At 34.9% G+C, this 16,673-nt stretch carries 13 protein-coding genes; 10 read left to right on the top strand and 3 right to left on the bottom strand.

What is annotated here, in order from left to right; all coding sequences use genetic code 11:
* The first annotated feature begins 581 nt into the window (after positions 1-581).
* The 8 genes from AAC084_RS09910 to AAC084_RS09875 all read left to right on the top strand — a co-directional run bounded on the left by AAC084_RS09910 (position 582) and on the right by AAC084_RS09875 (position 10,184).
* A complete protein-coding gene (locus AAC084_RS09910) occupies positions 582-2,090 on the top strand; it encodes a sodium:solute symporter family protein (protein WP_339840018.1) in 1,509 nt (502 codons plus the stop codon).
* Between the two features lies 1 nt (position 2,091).
* Positions 2,092-2,307 (top strand): hypothetical protein, encoded by a 216-nt coding sequence (locus AAC084_RS09905; RefSeq protein ID WP_339840017.1) that lies wholly within the window; start codon positions 2,092-2,094, stop codon positions 2,305-2,307.
* 20 nt (positions 2,308-2,327) lie between these two features.
* On the top strand, positions 2,328-2,552 hold the full coding sequence (locus tag AAC084_RS09900; RefSeq protein ID WP_339840016.1) for a hypothetical protein: 225 nt from the start codon (positions 2,328-2,330) through the stop codon (positions 2,550-2,552).
* Between the two features lie 19 nt (positions 2,553-2,571).
* Entirely contained in the window at positions 2,572-5,175 is a 2,604-nt protein-coding gene (locus AAC084_RS09895; protein ID WP_339840015.1) for a glycoside hydrolase family 2 TIM barrel-domain containing protein, read from the top strand.
* Positions 5,156-6,442: a DegT/DnrJ/EryC1/StrS family aminotransferase gene (locus AAC084_RS09890; protein ID WP_339840014.1), complete on the top strand. Its 1,287-nt coding sequence runs from the start codon at positions 5,156-5,158 to the stop codon at positions 6,440-6,442. Before AAC084_RS09895 ends, AAC084_RS09890 begins: the two co-directional genes overlap by 20 nt.
* A gap of 60 nt (positions 6,443-6,502) precedes the next feature.
* Complete coding sequence (locus AAC084_RS09885) at positions 6,503-7,321, top strand: glycerophosphodiester phosphodiesterase family protein (RefSeq protein WP_339840013.1); 819 nt, start codon at positions 6,503-6,505, stop codon at positions 7,319-7,321.
* 74 nt (positions 7,322-7,395) lie between these two features.
* Complete coding sequence (locus AAC084_RS09880; RefSeq protein WP_339840012.1) at positions 7,396-9,174, top strand: metallophosphoesterase family protein; 1,779 nt, start codon at positions 7,396-7,398, stop codon at positions 9,172-9,174.
* 2 nt (positions 9,175-9,176) lie between these two features.
* Positions 9,177-10,184, top strand: coding sequence for a Gfo/Idh/MocA family oxidoreductase (locus tag AAC084_RS09875; RefSeq protein WP_339840011.1), 1,008 nt, complete (start codon positions 9,177-9,179; stop codon positions 10,182-10,184).
* A gap of 519 nt (positions 10,185-10,703) precedes the next feature.
* On the opposite strand, the gene AAC084_RS09870 is transcribed toward AAC084_RS09875, so the two are convergent.
* The 3 genes from AAC084_RS09870 to AAC084_RS09860 form a co-directional block, all read right to left on the bottom strand.
* Positions 10,704-13,085 (bottom strand): peptide-binding protein, encoded by a 2,382-nt coding sequence (locus AAC084_RS09870; protein ID WP_339840010.1) that lies wholly within the window; start codon positions 13,083-13,085, stop codon positions 10,704-10,706.
* 374 nt (positions 13,086-13,459) lie between these two features.
* Positions 13,460-13,666: a hypothetical protein gene (locus tag AAC084_RS09865; RefSeq protein WP_339840156.1), complete on the bottom strand. Its 207-nt coding sequence runs from the start codon at positions 13,664-13,666 to the stop codon at positions 13,460-13,462.
* A 690-nt stretch (positions 13,667-14,356) separates the two neighbouring features.
* A complete protein-coding gene (locus AAC084_RS09860; protein WP_339840009.1) occupies positions 14,357-14,728 on the bottom strand; it encodes a hypothetical protein in 372 nt (123 codons plus the stop codon).
* A 120-nt stretch (positions 14,729-14,848) separates the two neighbouring features.
* Between AAC084_RS09860 and AAC084_RS09855 the strand changes: the two genes are divergently transcribed.
* Positions 14,849-15,922, top strand: coding sequence for a site-specific integrase (locus AAC084_RS09855; protein WP_339840008.1), 1,074 nt, complete (start codon positions 14,849-14,851; stop codon positions 15,920-15,922).
* 62 nt (positions 15,923-15,984) lie between these two features.
* Positions 15,985-16,497: a Clp protease N-terminal domain-containing protein gene (locus AAC084_RS09850; RefSeq protein ID WP_339840007.1), complete on the top strand. Its 513-nt coding sequence runs from the start codon at positions 15,985-15,987 to the stop codon at positions 16,495-16,497.
* Positions 16,498-16,673: the final 176 nt, after the last annotated feature.

Genomic DNA, 16,673 nt, shown 5'->3' with positions numbered 1-16,673 from the left:
GAAAATTTTACCTGTATTTTAGATATACTTTTATACCTATAATAATAACGATTAAGTTTTTATAATTGAAATGGCTAATTAACCATCCCTAACAACTCTTTAGTAGATAGTTAAATTTTCTAAATTTTTCTTATTAATTAGTTAAGTACTACCATACCATATAAGTATAATAAGTTTTTACGAATAGTTAGTAGGTACTATTCCTAAATACCTAAGCTTTATTTTTGGATTTGTCCTAAAAGTAATAAGCCCTTCAGTCATATAACTATCTAATAACTTGATTTTCATAATATTACCTTCTATCATTTAATAAAACATTACTGTATTGGCTAGCAACCGCTAAAATAATAGTGTGCATGAATTAATAGACAAAACTGCATTCGATAGGCCATTTAAATTTTAGTCCTAGTTAAAATTACAGAAATACCAATTCCACAATATTATATGTATTTTAACTCAATTATCCCTATAATCTTGAAACAAAGGCCCCATGGGTTAAAATTACATGCAAACAAAATAAGATATAACAAATTCCATATCTCTAATTCAAGTTAATTTGTGAGTATTAATAAACGGAAACTATGCTCGCAGGAATAGATTATTTTATTGTTATCGCCTACATCATCGGAATGCTCTTATTGGGCCTCTACTTTAAAAAGTTCGTTAACAGTTCTGAAGATTATTTTCTGGGTGGAAAAAGTTTACCATTTTGGGCTATAGGTATGTCTATCGTCGTTTCTGATATTGGGGCCTTAGATTTTGTAGGAGTCTCAGGACAAGCCTATAGGTACGGAATTTCAGTTGGAAATTTTGATTGGGTTGGATCTGTACCTGCCATGTTGTTGGCGGCATTTATTTTTATTCCATATTTCTGGCGTGGAGGTATGTACACTATACCAGAATATTTGGGAAGAAGGTATAACCAAAAGGTAAGAACAATTGCTTCGGTAACTTGGATTTTATTTTTCGCCTTGGATTTAGGTGTTCTTTTTTGGGCCAGTGCGGTACTCTTAAATGTTCTAATGGGGTGGCCCATATGGATTTCTATTGTTTCGACTGCTGGAGTGGTTGGCCTATATACTTATTTTGGAGGTATTACCGCAGTAATCATGACCGATGTAGTACAATTTGTTATAATGTTTATCGGTGGTTTTGCACTGGTTTTTCTAAGTCTTTACGAAGTTGGAGGTTGGGACAACATGGTTGAAAAAATCGCAACAATGGGACCTGAGTATAGAAACCATTTCGACATCATACAATCACAGAATACGAAATCCCCCTTTCCCTGGACAGGGATTTTATTCGGTCTAACCTTTGTGATGGCCAACGCGTATATGATAGGTAACCAGTCTATTGTACAGCGCTGTCTTACCGCAAAAAACGAATGGCATGCAAAAGCAAGTATGATTTTTGGTTCTGCCCTTAAAATGTTTATCCCCATATTAGTTTTGTTTCCGGGTCTTATGGCTGTCGTAGTTCATCCTGGATTGGCAGATGGCGATCAAGCACTTCCTTTGATGATTAAATCTATTCTGCCTCCTGGTTTGGTTGGCTTAATGTTTGCGGCATTTTTCGCTGGCTTAATGTCTAGTGTAGATTCATTGTTAAATTCTACCGCAACCTTATTTACAAAAGATATTTACGAACCGTTTATTAAAAAGGGTGCCGATGACAAGCATTATTTAAAAGTTGGGCAGATTACGACCTTGGTTTTATTGGTAATAGGAGTAGCTACCTCTCCAATTAGCAGTGATTTTCCAGGTATTTACGTGGCTATTCAAACCTTTATGTCTTATTTCCAAGGGCCGATATTCTCCATTCTTCTATTAGGTATATTCTGGAAAAGATCAACGGAATGGGGAGGACTTTCGGCATTGGTTATTGGAATAGGATTTGCCGTTTATCTAAATGTTTTTAAAGAACAATTCTTTACTATAGAAGATCCATTTCTTTATATTTCTTGGTGGTCGTTCTTATTAGGTGTTATCATAAACGTATCCGTTAGTTCGCTGACTAAGAAACATACGGCGGAGCAATTGCAAGGCTTGGTGTTTAGTTCTAAAATTTTATCGAAAAATAAAAAACTGTAATATGTTCAATTTTGATTGGCTTTCCGATGTTTCGCAAGAAACTGCAAAAATGATATTTCTTTGTTTATATGCAGTAATAGGTCTTTTAGTCTTGTTATTACCCAATGAATATGTTTATGAGGGTATAGCAAAGGAAGATCGTCACTGGTGGAATAATTTAAAACTATGGTCAATTGCTGTTCTATGTATTTTGGCATCGATCTATAATCATTTTTAACCCCCCTTAATCAACAAAGTATGGAGACAAATGAAATAAATGCGGGCATAAAAGCCGCTCAAATTAATAATGCTCTTGGATTTTTCATTCTGGTTTTTGGGTTTATTGTACTTTTTGCTATGATTTATACGGAAACTTTTGTTGAACATATGACCGATATGATTGCAGGATTGCTTCTAATCTCTATTGGAGGAGGTATGATATGGAAAGCAAGAAAAACCATAAAAAAATTGAAAGCCAAGTAGTTTTTATAATGTAATCCGTATGTCAAACAAAACCTTCAAGATTAAGTTGACCGAGGACTGGAAAATCCAATCCTCAGAACATATTTCCCAAAACGGAAAAGAAATATCTACGAATACCAAACTTTCTACCAATTGGTTACCGGCCAAAGTTCCCTCTACTATTTTGGGTACTTTGGTTGCTAATCAAATATATAAAGATCCATATTTTGGTGAAAACCTAAAAAATATCCCAACTGAACAATTTGAAGTTCCGTGGTGGTATACAACTTCATTTCAAATTTCTAAGGACCAAGCAGATCTAAATGCCAGTTTTAATTTTGATGGTATAAATTACAAGGCTAATGTTTGGTTAAATGGAAATCTAATTGCCGACTCTAAAACTATAAATGGGGCATATCGTATTACTTCTTTCGATGCTAGTGCTGCTACTATTGAGGGTGAAAACGTATTGGCCATAGAAATTATCCCTCCTAAACCAGGGGACTTCAGTACTGGTTTCGTCGATTGGAACCCAGCTCCGCCAGATGGTAATATGGGTATATTTAGAAATGTAACACTTCACCTATTTGAGGGTATAGAAATTAAGAATCCCTTTGTTCAATCAAAGGTTGATCTTGAAAATTTAAATAAGGCATCACTTACCGTTTCTGCAGAATTACAAAACACTACTAGTGCAGCTATTTCTGGAATTCTAGTCGGTAAAATAGAAAATATACAGTTCGAACAAAAAGTAACCATAGGGGCAAATTGCTCAATACTCATCGAATATGACCCTGCAGCATACCCCCAACTGAACGTAGATAATCCTCGACTTTGGTGGCCTGTACATTTAGGAAATCCAGATCTTTATAAATTAGAATTTCAATTTATCATAAATGACAATATATCCGATACTATTGAAGTCAACTTTGGTATTCGCGAAGTTGAAGACTATTGGATAAATGATATTCACCGTGGGTATAAAATCAATGGTAAAAAAGTCTTAATTAAAGGTGCTGGTTGGACCGACGACCTTTTATTAATGGACACTGACGAGAATATTGAAGCACAGGTGAAATACGTCAAACAAATGAATTTAAATACGATTCGTTTGGAAGGTTTTTGGGGAAAAGACCATAAACTATATGACCTTTGTGACGAACATGGTATATTACTCATGGTTGGCTGGAGCTGCCATTGGGAACATGAAATTCATATGGGTGTACCCGTAAATGAACGTTTTGGAGGAGTTTACAAACCCGAAGACATTGATCATGTCGCCCAAGCATGGGAAGATCAGTTAATCTGGTTGCGTAACCACCCGAGCATATTCGTATGGACAGTCGCCAGTGACAAAGTACCCATTACCGAATTGGAACAAAAATACATTGATACCTTCGCAAAATATGACCCTACCCGCCCCTATTTGAATTCAACAGGAGGAGTTGGAAGTGACCAGCATGTTATAGGAAGTGAAGATGTTATCAGTGAAATTAGTGGCTCATCTGGAGTGAAAATGTTAGGCCCTTACGCCTATACCGCCCCAGTCTATTGGTTTACAGACACAAATTTTGGAGGTGCTTATGGTTTCAATACTGAAACGGGCCCGGGTGCCCAAGTACCCCAATTAGAAAGTTTAAAGAAATTTATTCCTGAAGACAAGCTTTGGCCCATAAGTGATGTTTGGAATTATCACTGTGGTCGCTATGAATTTGCAGACCTAAGTCGGTTTGTCACCGCCATTAATGAACGATATGGATCTCCGTCCAATATTGAGGATTTCGATAAAAAGGCACAGGCGATGAACTATGAATTGATGCGCCCTATGTTCGAGGCCTTTCAAGTTCACAAAGATCGGTCAACAGGTATCATTCAATGGATGTTGAATGCCGCTTGGCCAAAAATGTATTGGCAGCTTTATGACTATTATCTTATGCCAACTGGGGCTTTCTATGCTACTCAAAAGGCCTGTTCTCCATTACACCTTGTATACAATTACGGCGACCATAAAATTTATGCCATTAATGATTATTCACATATTGTTGAAAACTTACGGGCCCGAGTCCGCATTTATGATATCGAGGCAAATTTATATGTAGACAAAACCATAAAATTTAACATTTCAGAGGATACCTTTCATTCCTTATATGAAATTGAAGACTTGGATAACTTGTCCACTACTTATTTTATTGACCTGCGTCTAATTGACGACACAAATAAAGAAATCGACACAAATTTTTATTGGTTATCGACTAAAGAAGAAACATTAGACTATGAAGCTGATTTAGGCGAATTTGCCTATCATACGCCTAGTAAAATCTATGCCGATTTTACATTACTTAATACCCTTAATAAAGTTGATATCGCTGTGGATTATAATTTTGCACAAATTGAAGACGAGCAGCAAATGACGGTAACTCTTAAAAATACAGGTGATGCAATTGCCTTTTTAATAAACCTTAAATTGGAGGACAAAAATAACCGAGAACCTATTTTGCCTATTTTTTGGGAAGATAATTTTATTAGTCTACTCCCCGGGGAAAAAAGAACATTACACGCAACTTTCAAATACAACGCAGAGGTCGAACTTAAAGTAGAAGCCTGGAATTCAAATAAGATTACTTATGGAGAAATTAGCAATTAAAGGTGGAAGTCCCTGTCGCGATATAACGGCACAACCATGGCCTAAATGGCCAGTTTGGGGCAAAGAAGAAGAGGTTGCTCTTATTGAAGTACTTAATAGTGGAATTTGGTCCTATAATGGGCCAAAAGAGATAGAATTCAATCGACTTTTCGCTGAATTCACTGGAGTAAAACATGCTATTTGTACTGTCAATGGAACCATTACCTTACAAATTGCCCTTGAAGCTTTGGGCATAGGTGTGGGCGATGAAGTTATTGTGCCGGGTCTAACCTGGCAAGCTACTGCCGCTACCATAATTGACGTAAATGCTACTCCAATTTTGGTAGATGTTAGTGAAGAAAACTGGTGTATTGATCCAAAAGAAATTGAAAAAGCAATAACTCCAAGAACAAAGGCTATTATACCAGTGCATTTATACGGAGCTTTTGCCGATATGGATGCTGTTATGGCTATTGCCAAAAAACACAATCTTTATGTTATTGAAGATTGTGCTCACAAGCATGGAGGGGAATGGAATGGAAAAAAAGCAGGTAGTATTGGTGATATTGGTAGTTTTAGTTATCAATTATCCAAACATTTGACCGCCGGTGAAGGTGGATCTGTAACTACAAACAATTCTGAATTGGCCGATAAATTAGACGCACTTAGAAACTGTGGAAGAAGACCGGAAGCTGATGCCTTTGAAGAAGTAGATAAAGGTGCAGGAGATTATGGAGATGACGATGGTAATTTTATTCAGTCTGGAAATCTTAGAATAACAGAATTCCAGGCGGCCATCTTAGTTGAAGGTCTTAAACGCCTACCAGCACAAAATGCCAATAGGGATGCAAACGGCAAATATTTAAATGCATTACTTTCAGAAATTAAAGGGGTTGCTCCTATTGCCCGCGATAAAAGGGAAACTAAAAAAGCGTACTTTAATTTTGCGTTCAGGTATTATAAAAATGAATTTAAGGGCTTGCCCATTGAAAAATTCAGAAGTGCCTTGGAGGCTGAATTAGGAATTATAGTAGATGCCAGTTACGAGCCATTAAACAATTGTTCTTTATACGTGCCTCACACAAAACCTGCAAGACATAAATTAAACGATGCGTATTGGAAAGCTATTGACCCCAAAAGATTTTCTTTGCCTGTCTGTGAACGCATATTCAAGGAAGAGTCAGTTTGCGTCCATCACAAGGTATTAATGGGATCAAAGGCTGATATGGATGTAGTGGCACAAGCCATAAAAAAGATTTATACCCATGCCGAGGAATTGATGGATTGAGTAATTAACCCTGCTTACAAGTAGAAATTGCTAACTCTTAAAGGAAAAATATTTAAACATATGAAATTATCTATAGGTCTTGTTTTTCTATTCATGTGTTCTACTACTGTTTTTTCGCAAGATTCTCCGAAAATCCAAGAGCAAGACCGTTTACCTGAAAAGGGCATTTGTGCGCATAGGGGCGCCAATGAAACCCACCCTGAAAATACCTTGGCGGCATTTGAGGAGGCTATTCGGTTAGGTGCTCAGATGATAGAGTTTGATGTTCAACTGACCAAAGACAATCAGTTAGTGATTATGCACGATGATAAGGTGAACAGAACCACAAATGGCCGTGGGTATGTTAGTAACCTTACGCTAGATAAAATTAAAAAGTTTGATGCAGGGAAATGGAAATCCCGAAAGTTTAAAGGAGAAAGGGTTCCTACCTTGAAGGAAGTTCTTGATATAATGCCTAGGAATATATGGCTGAACATCCATTTAAAAGGAGATGAACGTTTAGGGGCGGCAACAGCAGAAGCCGTGATTGCAGCAAATAGAACACATCAATCAGTTATTGCCTGTGAAAATGATGCTGCAAAAGGTGTAAAGAGCGTAAATGCCAACCTTATGATGTGCAACATGGAACGTTTAACCACACGAGCCGATTATATTGATGGCACCATAGAAAATGGCTTTGCATTCCTTCAAATAAAAAGTAGTAGGGATGATGAAAATATTTTGACAGATTTAAAAAAGCTAAAGGAGAACGGGATTAAAGTCAATTATTTTCACTCCGAAGAGGAAACTGAAGTAAAGGCATTATTGGAAGCGGGAGTCAATTTTATCCTAACAGACCATTTAGTAGATATGCTCAATGCTTTCTCCAAAACGAATTAGATACTTAGTCAAACTACCCGAACATTGATATAAAAAATATAGTAAAATTCGAGTAATAAACACATTATTGTCAAATGAGAAAATACTTAATTGTTTCAACCCTATTATTAATTTTTTCCTGTTCCGAAACCAAGAAAGAAGAATCACAAAAAAATGCTTCTGTAAAAGAGGTGATGGATACTGTAATAACAAGATTGTATGAAAACGTAGCACCAAAGAACTACGATTCTATTGACGATACTTTTATGCTCAATTTTTTGACCGATAGCGAGAAATCGGTACTAGCTACCCGCTACCAATATTTTAAGGTAAACGTGCCTGTAACGGTTTCATTGATGAGACATGTAAATCAAGCCACTGTACCATTTTGGTTAAAAGAAAGCGGATTTGTAAAAACCAATGAACTCGTGAAAAATGAAGTCTATGAGTATGAAGTTTGGCAAAAAGATTTTAACGCAGGTTGGGTGAATCTGGGAATACCAGGTTTTGACATGGACAGAGTTACTTATTTTATTTCAGTAGGTACAAAGAATAGTAATGATCAGCTTAAAATCACAGAACGCTATCCTGAGAAATATTCTTTAGAAATCTTTAAAAAAGGAGCTTTTACATACCATGATTGGTCAGATTTGAAAATTACGGATTTGCCCAAAGAACTTGAAGGTCAAATATTATTTACAACAGTGAGGGGAAGGGCTAGGGAAGCGCATGTAGAAGGTGCTTTTCGAAAAACGATATTCCCATCATCGAATAAACTCGATCAAATTGTGCTTACCTGGAGTGAGGACCCTACAAGTTCTATAGATGTACAATGGAGGTCCAACACTACCGTCAAAGAAGGAACTGTACAATATTGGAAAAAAAACACTTCTGATACCATTGCCTCAAAAGCATCGGTATCAGGAATGGAAGATAGAATGTTATATAATGATAGATATATTAATCGATTTACATCTAATCTGAACAATTTGGAGGCTGGAAGCATCTATGAATATCGCGTTGGTTCTGAAGTAGGCAATTCATGGTCATCAGTCAGGAATTTTAAAACCGAAGCAAAGTATACGAAGGATTTCTCGTTTATATGGTTTGGAGATACACATAGAGACCCGAAATGGGCCGAACTACTTAAAGATGCGAACCTTCGACACCCAGAAACTTCATTTTATTCAATTGCAGGTGATGTTGTAACCACCGGACTCTACCGATCCGAATGGGATCAATTTTTTGGATATTCAGAAGATGTCTTCTCCTATAAACCCTTAATGCCAGTTCCTGGGAATCATGATCGACAAGATGGTTTGGGCGCCTGGATGTATTATCAACTATTTAGTTTACCTGAAAACGGACCTAAAAACGTAGATCCTGAAAGCACTTATGCATTTGAGTATGGAAATGCTTTATTTCTAATGATTGACTCCACCCAACCTAATGAAGCACAAACTCAATGGATAGAGAGTCAATTAAAAAATTCGGATGCCACTTGGAAGTTCGCCATGTTTCATTTCCCACCATATAATTTTGAGGAACCTTATTTAGACATTCAACAAGAATGGGGTGGCCTTTTCGATACATACCATGTTGATATGGTCATGTCTGGTCATATTCATTATTATATGCGATCAAAGCCTATTAATAATGGAAAAGTTGTGGACTCTTTTAAAGACGGAACTGTATATGCAGTATCTATCGGAACAAACGGAAATCATGATGATATTGGCGAAGAACCTTATGCTGAAAAGCGGTTCAAGGATGGTCAATTTTACCAATATATGACATTAACCGATAAGACTTTGAAATACACAACTTATAACAAAGTAGGAGAAATTGTTGATGAGCTTTTAATAAAAAAGTAACTATGAAAACTATTAAAATAGCACTTATTGGTGTTGGTTATATTGCAGACTTTCATGCCCGTGGATTGCAAACAATGCCCGATGTGGAGATTGTTTGTGTGGTTTCTAAACATATCGAAAGTGCCAAAAAATTTGCCGCTAAGTATAATATCAAAGAAGCTTATACAGATATCTCAAAAGTAATCGAGAATAATGAAATTGATGGTGTTATCATTAGTACGCCCAATCAATTTCATGCCCCTTACGCCATTTCATTTTTAGAAAGTGGAAAAGACGTTTTTCTTGAGAAGCCTATGGGAATTAATCCCAAAGAAGGACAGCAAATAAAAGCTGCAGCCAAAGCAAACGAAAGATTGGTTATGGTAGGACATATGTGGCGTTTTGATATCGACACTAATTATATCAAAGATGCAATCGATGCCGGGAGACTGGGAAAAATTTTCAAAACAAAAGGCTACGGAATTCACGAAAATTGGGGACCAGAAGGATGGTTTACGAATAAAGAATTAGCTGGTGGCGGTGCACTTGCCGATATGGGTGTTCATGCTATCGACACGGCAAGATATCTATTGGGAGACCCAAAACCTATTAAGGTTTATGCTAGAATTTCAACGCAATTCGGCGATTATGATGTCGACGATACTGGAATTATTGTGATTACATGGGACAACGGGGCAGAAAGCATTATTGAAAGTGGTTGGTGGCATCCGCATATGGACGGTCCAGAAGCAAGTACAGGCCTTTTTGGAACAAAAGGTTATGCAACTCTATTCCCTACAAAATTGAAACTAACGACAGGTGTAGAGTCTTTTGAAGAAATTATACCCGACCTTCCAAAGCGTGAAGATCATTGTGCCCAAATAATTTACACCAAACAAATGGAACATTTTGTGGATTGTATAAAAACTCGAACTCCCCCTATTCCTGGTATTTTAGAAGGACAAATTGTGTTAGATATTGTGAATGCAGCGTATACATCTTCAGAAACGGGAGAAGTTGTTAATCTTTGATGTAATAGACACTGTTTAGCTCAAAATGGTTATGTAATTTACATTGATTCATATTGAATTCTCAAAAAAGCCTTAAAAAATCATAGATTTCTTAAGGCTTTACAAATTATAGTCAGGATGACAAGATTAAACACATCTGCATAAAAACTTGTAAATCTATCAATAACACTAATAAAAATAAGCTATTTTCCGATTTGTTGACGATACAATAAATGAACTTTAGTTAAAATGCTTTACTTACTAATGTAACAAAATACAATTTCTTAAATATAAAATTATAAGTACAAGTTATATATTATTTCCTAAGACGAAATTCCGGAATACATAAACTTTTACGAAATTCTTAAGTAGGGTTAAACAGCATCGGGATTATTCGTTGTCATATTTATCCACGAAGCTACTTTAGCTAATTTGACTTTTTTCAAAACTCCATTCAGCAGACCATTTTCATAGATTGTTACTTTATATCATCAGTAAAACTGTATTATTTATATTGTTATTTTTGACACTACCAAACACTTATTTAAGTGTCTTTTCTTTTTGGTTTCTCCAGACCGTAATAGTTTTTATCTTATTTGCGTTCTTAAACCAATCATGGTTTTCAATAAAAAATTGAATGTTATTAATAGTATCATTATTTACTTTTATAATAACATCACCTTTTTGAAGTAATAACTTTTTGAACACACCTTCAGTTGGAACTTCTATTACAAGAGCTCCAACTTTATCATGCATACCTGTTGCAGATAATTCGCCCAAACTTTCAATCTCCTTTACTTCTCCATTATAAAATTTATAGGTTGATTGAAGCGCTTTTTCTGTAGTTTTTATAGATGGGATTTCCGGCTGTCTCGCTATTTTCTTAAGGTCTTCTTTTTGAACTCCAAATTGGTTCATTGGAATGGTCTTGAATCCTAAAGCATAAACGGGACTCTCACTTTTTAGTGAAAAATCGCCATCAGCGGGGTTAACAAATAAAGGATCCCCAAATCTGCTGTTCTGTTCTATTCCATATTTTTGGGATTCTATTAAATCTTGTTCTGATACAAACCAGTTGTAATCTACTTCTGTTCCCCACGTTTTTACTCTTATAGGGTGGTGAGCACTTCCAAAAATATTACCTCTAATAATATCTCCGCTATTTTCTAGCCATACATGTGGATGAATTGCATTGTTTAGAACAATGTTATTTTCTACCTTTCTATAATAACCTTCTCGTAACTTAATACCGTTTTTTAAACATAAATTATTATAAATATGATAGTTAGATGACCCATCATCTAGATCAATATCCCAACCATGATCACAACTCATTCTGTTATTACGTAAAACGGTAGTCTCAACTGCGTCCCATAAAACTGATTCTGGAAATTTTTCAACACGTTTTTCAGTTTCATCATTTCCGGCCATCCAAAAACGATCGCGTCCCCAACTGTTAAAACTACCATGATCAGAAGTTTCAAGAACCGTATCAAACACATCATTAAATTCTATAATATGACCTCCCCAAGCACCTTCACCAATATTAATACCTGCCCGTGGGGTATCGTAAATACTATTACGGCTTACAGTAATATTCATGGCCATACTAATTTGTACACCGGCTCCTTGTTTTTCCACTTTCCCCATATCGTGAATCAAATTATTATCTGCGATACAAAATGCAGGATATTTATTATTTTTGGGTCCAGTAATTGTATCTAATTCAGCTGCTGAAACTGGTGGGCCATAGGGTATAAATTTTGGATTTCTTACTGCAGATGGATCACCAATAAAGCAAATAGCACTGGCACCTACATCGAATATATGACAGCCTGTAATAGTTACATAACGATTATAACCACTTACAAAAACAGCGTTTCCTCCAATCTGGTTAAATTTACAATTCTCTATTTTGAAATGTTCTGCTCCCTCAATAAGTACAGCACCTCCTCTGTAAATAGTCCAATCGCTTCTTAACAATGGTTCTTTTGTTTTCATAAACGTTCTGACCGAACGATTGAAAGTGAATCCATCAAAAGTTATATGCTTTACCGGAGCTGTTTCTGTTCCTTTTATATGAATGAAATTTTCTAGATAAGCTATTTCTACATGAGTTTTTTCTAGGTCCAATCCAGAAACCGGCTTATAGTATAACGTGTTTTCTTCTTTATTTAAATACCATTCTTTTTCACTATCCAATTCTTCAAAAATATTTTCAACATAACGAAGTTCAGGATGTAGTCCGTTTTCAGGACGATTATTTTGCCAACCGCCTGTCATTTCTAATTTACCATCTTTATCTTTCCCCGTCATTTTAAAATGAAAACCTCCCCAAAGAGCTTTGTGAATTACATGAAAATACCCTCCTTCGGGATTACTCCATTGATCTACTTTTTCTTGGGAGATTGCATCTTCGGCCGTACCATTGAAAATACGTACTTGATTATCATAATTAGGGTACCTAGCCAATATCTGTTGCTCGTCGTTTATGTATAGCGACTCAAATTCAACACCTTTTGGAACTTTAGCTTTAAAAATTCCTTCTTTGTACTTTTCCCATTTTAATGAGAGTTGCTTACCTCCTATTATAACAGGAGATTCTCCAGGATAGGCGCTATAGCTGACTAAAGCATCCTTACCTCCTGAATCTTCCGCTGTAAAAATTGCTGATTGAGTTCGGTAATATTTACCTCCCCTAAAGTAAACCGTGATTGGTGTTTTGTTATGTTTCTTCTTAAATATTCTAACTAATTCTCTAGCACCTTCAAAAGTTGCTAAAGGATTTTCTATTGTACCTAAGTTACCATCATTACCCTGGGGAGAAACAAAAAAGTATTTGTGATGCAATTCTGCTTGTCCAAAAAGACCAACATGCAATGAAAAAAACAAAAACAAAAAAAACATTAATTTACCCTTCATTATTATATATTTAATTATTGCACTTTTTTCTTTGCAAATCAAAGATTCTATATCTTAATTATTTTTCAAAAAAACACTGATTATTGGATCTTGAAACTTTAATTCAATGAGCTATATAGAAAATTCCACCTTTAACTCTATACTTAAAATATCTTCTTTTGATATTAATATGACAACATGCTTTTAAAGCGTGCCGAGTTACTACCATCTAAATTCTTTTATATTTTTATCCATACTAAAAATATAAGGATAGTTTTCCCTCGCATTGGTCTCCAAAAAATCTATAGGAACGTTCTTTTAAACGCAATCCTGCAGCGAATTTACAAAACTTGAATACTAGCTCCTTACTTTCAATTCTATTATACTATTTTGTTTTATTTTGTTTCAATAATTATAATATTACTATCCTCCACCCTGTATTTCTGGCTACACGAAAAAATTGATTTTCCAAAAGGATTCATTAATTTTAATTCTCCTTCTTTTGTAAATCTTGTATTAACGTTTAAGACTTTACCCTTCTGTCTTACTGCCGAAGTTAGAAAAGCACCTTCCGTTCTTAGTTGTTCAAAGCTAACATCCAACCAATTTTCAGGAATTGCCGGAAAGAGATGAATTGTATCTGTGTGACTTTGAAAAGAGCATTTCCAGTAAATCCGCAGCAAAAACAAAAACCTTCTAGAGTAAAATGACGGTATGTAAAATTAGAATGGCCTTTTCCAGATTGTTCACCATTAATATGAAAGATATTAGATAAATGGAGAAGCTGTTAATCTTAGAACGTAATGAGAGAAAAATTAGCTCCAATCAAGTTCTTAAATTGCCAATATTTGAAGTAAATTTCACCAAGTATTCGCCTTTGACTAATTGAATAATCTAGGTTCTCTATCCGGACAGGTGGCACATTCTCACTTTTTGTTTCGAACGCTTTATGCAAAAGATGTTTGTGGCACGCATGAAAACAAAAAGTGAACTGTTTGCACAGCTCACTTTTTAATTCTGTCGGGATGACAGACTTAATTAAACTACTCTATCACTTTGATTATCAATATTTTACCTTGCTAATTTAAAGCTGTACACCGTTCTGCAATTTACATGCTAAATAGACACAAATGATGTAGTTCTTTATTTCTTAAAGTTAAGGATTCATTTTTTAAATTCAAAACTTATCAAATAGTTAAGCTATTATTATTTAGCAACTCAGGAAGAACGGTGTCTCTTTCGAAATGGTTAGAGTGAATATGCGATTTATACCGCATAAATTGTTATAATAATTATTTCATATAATCTTGCCAAGTGACTAATAAATATTTATTCTTCCCATTTTCGTTCTTATTTAAAAAACCGTATTCATACACAAATAGATAAACCTCTCCTTTTTGATTTTTCCAGTAGTGGGTAAAGAATTTTGGATCAAAACCTTCTTCAATTAGTTTAGATTTTCGAAGGGTTGTGAAACCAGATTTGTTATATTTCTTTAATATTTTTCTATTGGTTCTAAGCTGTCTTTCCACCATAAAATAAAAAGCTTCACTTTCTTGCCGTTTTTCATATTGGTCAATTGATTTGCATTTTGTGGAACAAAAGATTTTATCTGTGCGACCTTTTACAAGAGAACTGCAAATTGGACATTTTTTTGTGCTCATAATATTAATAGTATATTATACTTATAATATACTATTTAATTCATAAAACCTAGTTAGCATTGTATTATGAATTCTATGAAATCAATTACTCTCTATCATTTGATGATTAAAAATCAAAAGATGATTGGCATAAAATTTTCTCCTGATCGGCTTATACAAAGTTTGATAAAAGGCCTTCCAAACCCCAAATGGAGCAAACAGCACAACATGGCTTACATTCTTAATACTAAAGACAACCTTGGTATAATATTTATCACTTTTAAAGGTGTTGTATGGATTAATTACAATCGGTTTTTAACCAACAAACCAATTAATACAAACAACGACGAAGTTGATGTTGAATGGTTTCGTAAAAGAAAAACTGTACCAGATTACAGGCTCTGCCCTGAAGATTATTTATTAAAACTAGAGTTAAAAAAATATGCTAACAGTACGGTCAGAACCTATGTAGGTTTTTTTGAAATGTTCATTAACCATTACAAAGAAAAAGAATTGAACACCATCAATGAAAGCGACATCAGGGCGTTTTTGCAAAAACTAATTCATCGAAAGGTATCTAACTCGTACTTAAATCAAGCCATAAATGCCATCAAATTTTACTACGAAGTAGTTTTAGGAATGCCTAATAGATTTTACGAAATTGAAAGGCCTAGGAAAGAATCTAAACTGCCTATTGTAATTTCTAAGGAAGAAATACTTTCCATCATTAATAATACTAACAACATCAAGCACAAGTGTATTGTAGAGCTATTGTATGGTTCAGGCTTACGACGTAGCGAACTATTAAATCTCAAATTAAATGATGTGGATAGTAAGCGTATGTTGTTACGCGTAGAAAGTTCTAAAGGTAACAAGGATAGACAAACATTGTTATCTAAAACATCTCTTAGTCATCTAAGGCTTTACTTTGCGGAATATCGCCCACAAGTATATCTTTTTGAAGGAAGAAATGGAAAGAAATATAGCGGAGCTAGCGTGCTTAAAATTGTAAAAATAGCAGCAGAGAAAGCAAAAATTAGGGTTAGGGTTACTCCACATGTATTACGACATAGTTTTGCCACTCACCTATTAGAGTCGGGAACGGATTTAAGACAAATTCAGGTACTTTTAGGTCATGGATCATCTAAGACAACTGAAATTTACACCCATGTCGCAACAAATACTTTTGAAAGTATTAAAAATCCCTTAGATTAGTAATTCTAAAAAAGAAATATGCGTACTAGTACGCATATACAATTGTTAGGCAACATTTGAAAATGAAATTCAACAAGGAATTTGACGAGCTATCAAAACACAGCAGAGCAACAGCTATTGAATGCGGTTGGAGTTATCTTTCGTCGTATCATTTCCTAATTGGAATGCTAAAATTTGATAATGTGCCGAACAAAATATTTAAAAATAGAAATTGGGAATTTGAACAACTTTCAAAATCGCTGATTAAAGAAAAGAATGAAGAAGTCAAAGGGAATTACTACTTGACTAAAGAAATAGAAACGAGTATAAAAAACGCAAAATATTATTCTTGGATTTACGGAGATACAGAAATCAAACCTGAACATTTAATTTTTGCAATGCTCGCTGACAAAAAAAGTGATGCTGGAAAATATTTAAACTCGGTCGGAATGGATTACTCGGAATTTAAATCGGAATATGAAAATATAAAAGAATTGAATGCAAACAAATTATTGGAATCGATAGGTAAAAGTAATCTGGCAATACAAATCGGAATTCCTAAATTGATTAATAAACTAATAAAAAACGTTGCCTAACACCGTGTATAATTAATTGCTTTATTGAGCTTACTTGCGAATATTCCTGCGGAATATTCACGGGTTCGTAAATGTTTGCTAACTTAGTTACTTAACCACGCAACTAACCATACACAATCACGTTAGCAAAAATTAAAACCAACTGACAGATGAAAAGAAATATAATAAGATTAATT

It is taken from the genome of uncultured Maribacter sp., from assembly GCF_963977385.1.
GTDB lineage: Bacteria > Bacteroidota > Bacteroidia > Flavobacteriales > Flavobacteriaceae > Maribacter.
The sequence above is the reverse complement of the archived record's forward strand: the minus strand, read 5'-3'. Positions and strand labels throughout refer to the sequence as shown.

Excerpts from the sequence above, each read along its gene's own strand:
- AAC084_RS09910 (WP_339840018.1), top strand. The coding sequence starts at position 582 with ATGCTCGCAGGAATAGATTATTTTATTGTTATCGCCTACATCATCGGA.
- AAC084_RS09905 (WP_339840017.1), top strand. The coding sequence starts at position 2,092 with ATGTTCAATTTTGATTGGCTTTCCGATGTTTCGCAAGAAACTGCAAAA.
- AAC084_RS09900 (WP_339840016.1), top strand. The coding sequence starts at position 2,328 with ATGGAGACAAATGAAATAAATGCGGGCATAAAAGCCGCTCAAATTAAT.
- AAC084_RS09895 (WP_339840015.1), top strand. The coding sequence starts at position 2,572 with ATGTCAAACAAAACCTTCAAGATTAAGTTGACCGAGGACTGGAAAATC.
- AAC084_RS09890 (WP_339840014.1), top strand. The coding sequence starts at position 5,156 with ATGGAGAAATTAGCAATTAAAGGTGGAAGTCCCTGTCGCGATATAACG.
- AAC084_RS09885 (WP_339840013.1), top strand. The coding sequence starts at position 6,503 with ATGAAATTATCTATAGGTCTTGTTTTTCTATTCATGTGTTCTACTACT.
- AAC084_RS09880 (WP_339840012.1), top strand. The coding sequence starts at position 7,396 with ATGAGAAAATACTTAATTGTTTCAACCCTATTATTAATTTTTTCCTGT.
- AAC084_RS09875 (WP_339840011.1), top strand. The coding sequence starts at position 9,177 with ATGAAAACTATTAAAATAGCACTTATTGGTGTTGGTTATATTGCAGAC.
- AAC084_RS09870 (WP_339840010.1), bottom strand. The coding sequence starts at position 13,085 with ATGAAGGGTAAATTAATGTTTTTTTTGTTTTTGTTTTTTTCATTGCAT.
- AAC084_RS09860 (WP_339840009.1), bottom strand. The coding sequence starts at position 14,728 with ATGAGCACAAAAAAATGTCCAATTTGCAGTTCTCTTGTAAAAGGTCGC.
- AAC084_RS09855 (WP_339840008.1), top strand. The coding sequence starts at position 14,849 with ATGATTGGCATAAAATTTTCTCCTGATCGGCTTATACAAAGTTTGATA.
- AAC084_RS09850 (WP_339840007.1), top strand. The coding sequence starts at position 15,985 with ATGAAATTCAACAAGGAATTTGACGAGCTATCAAAACACAGCAGAGCA.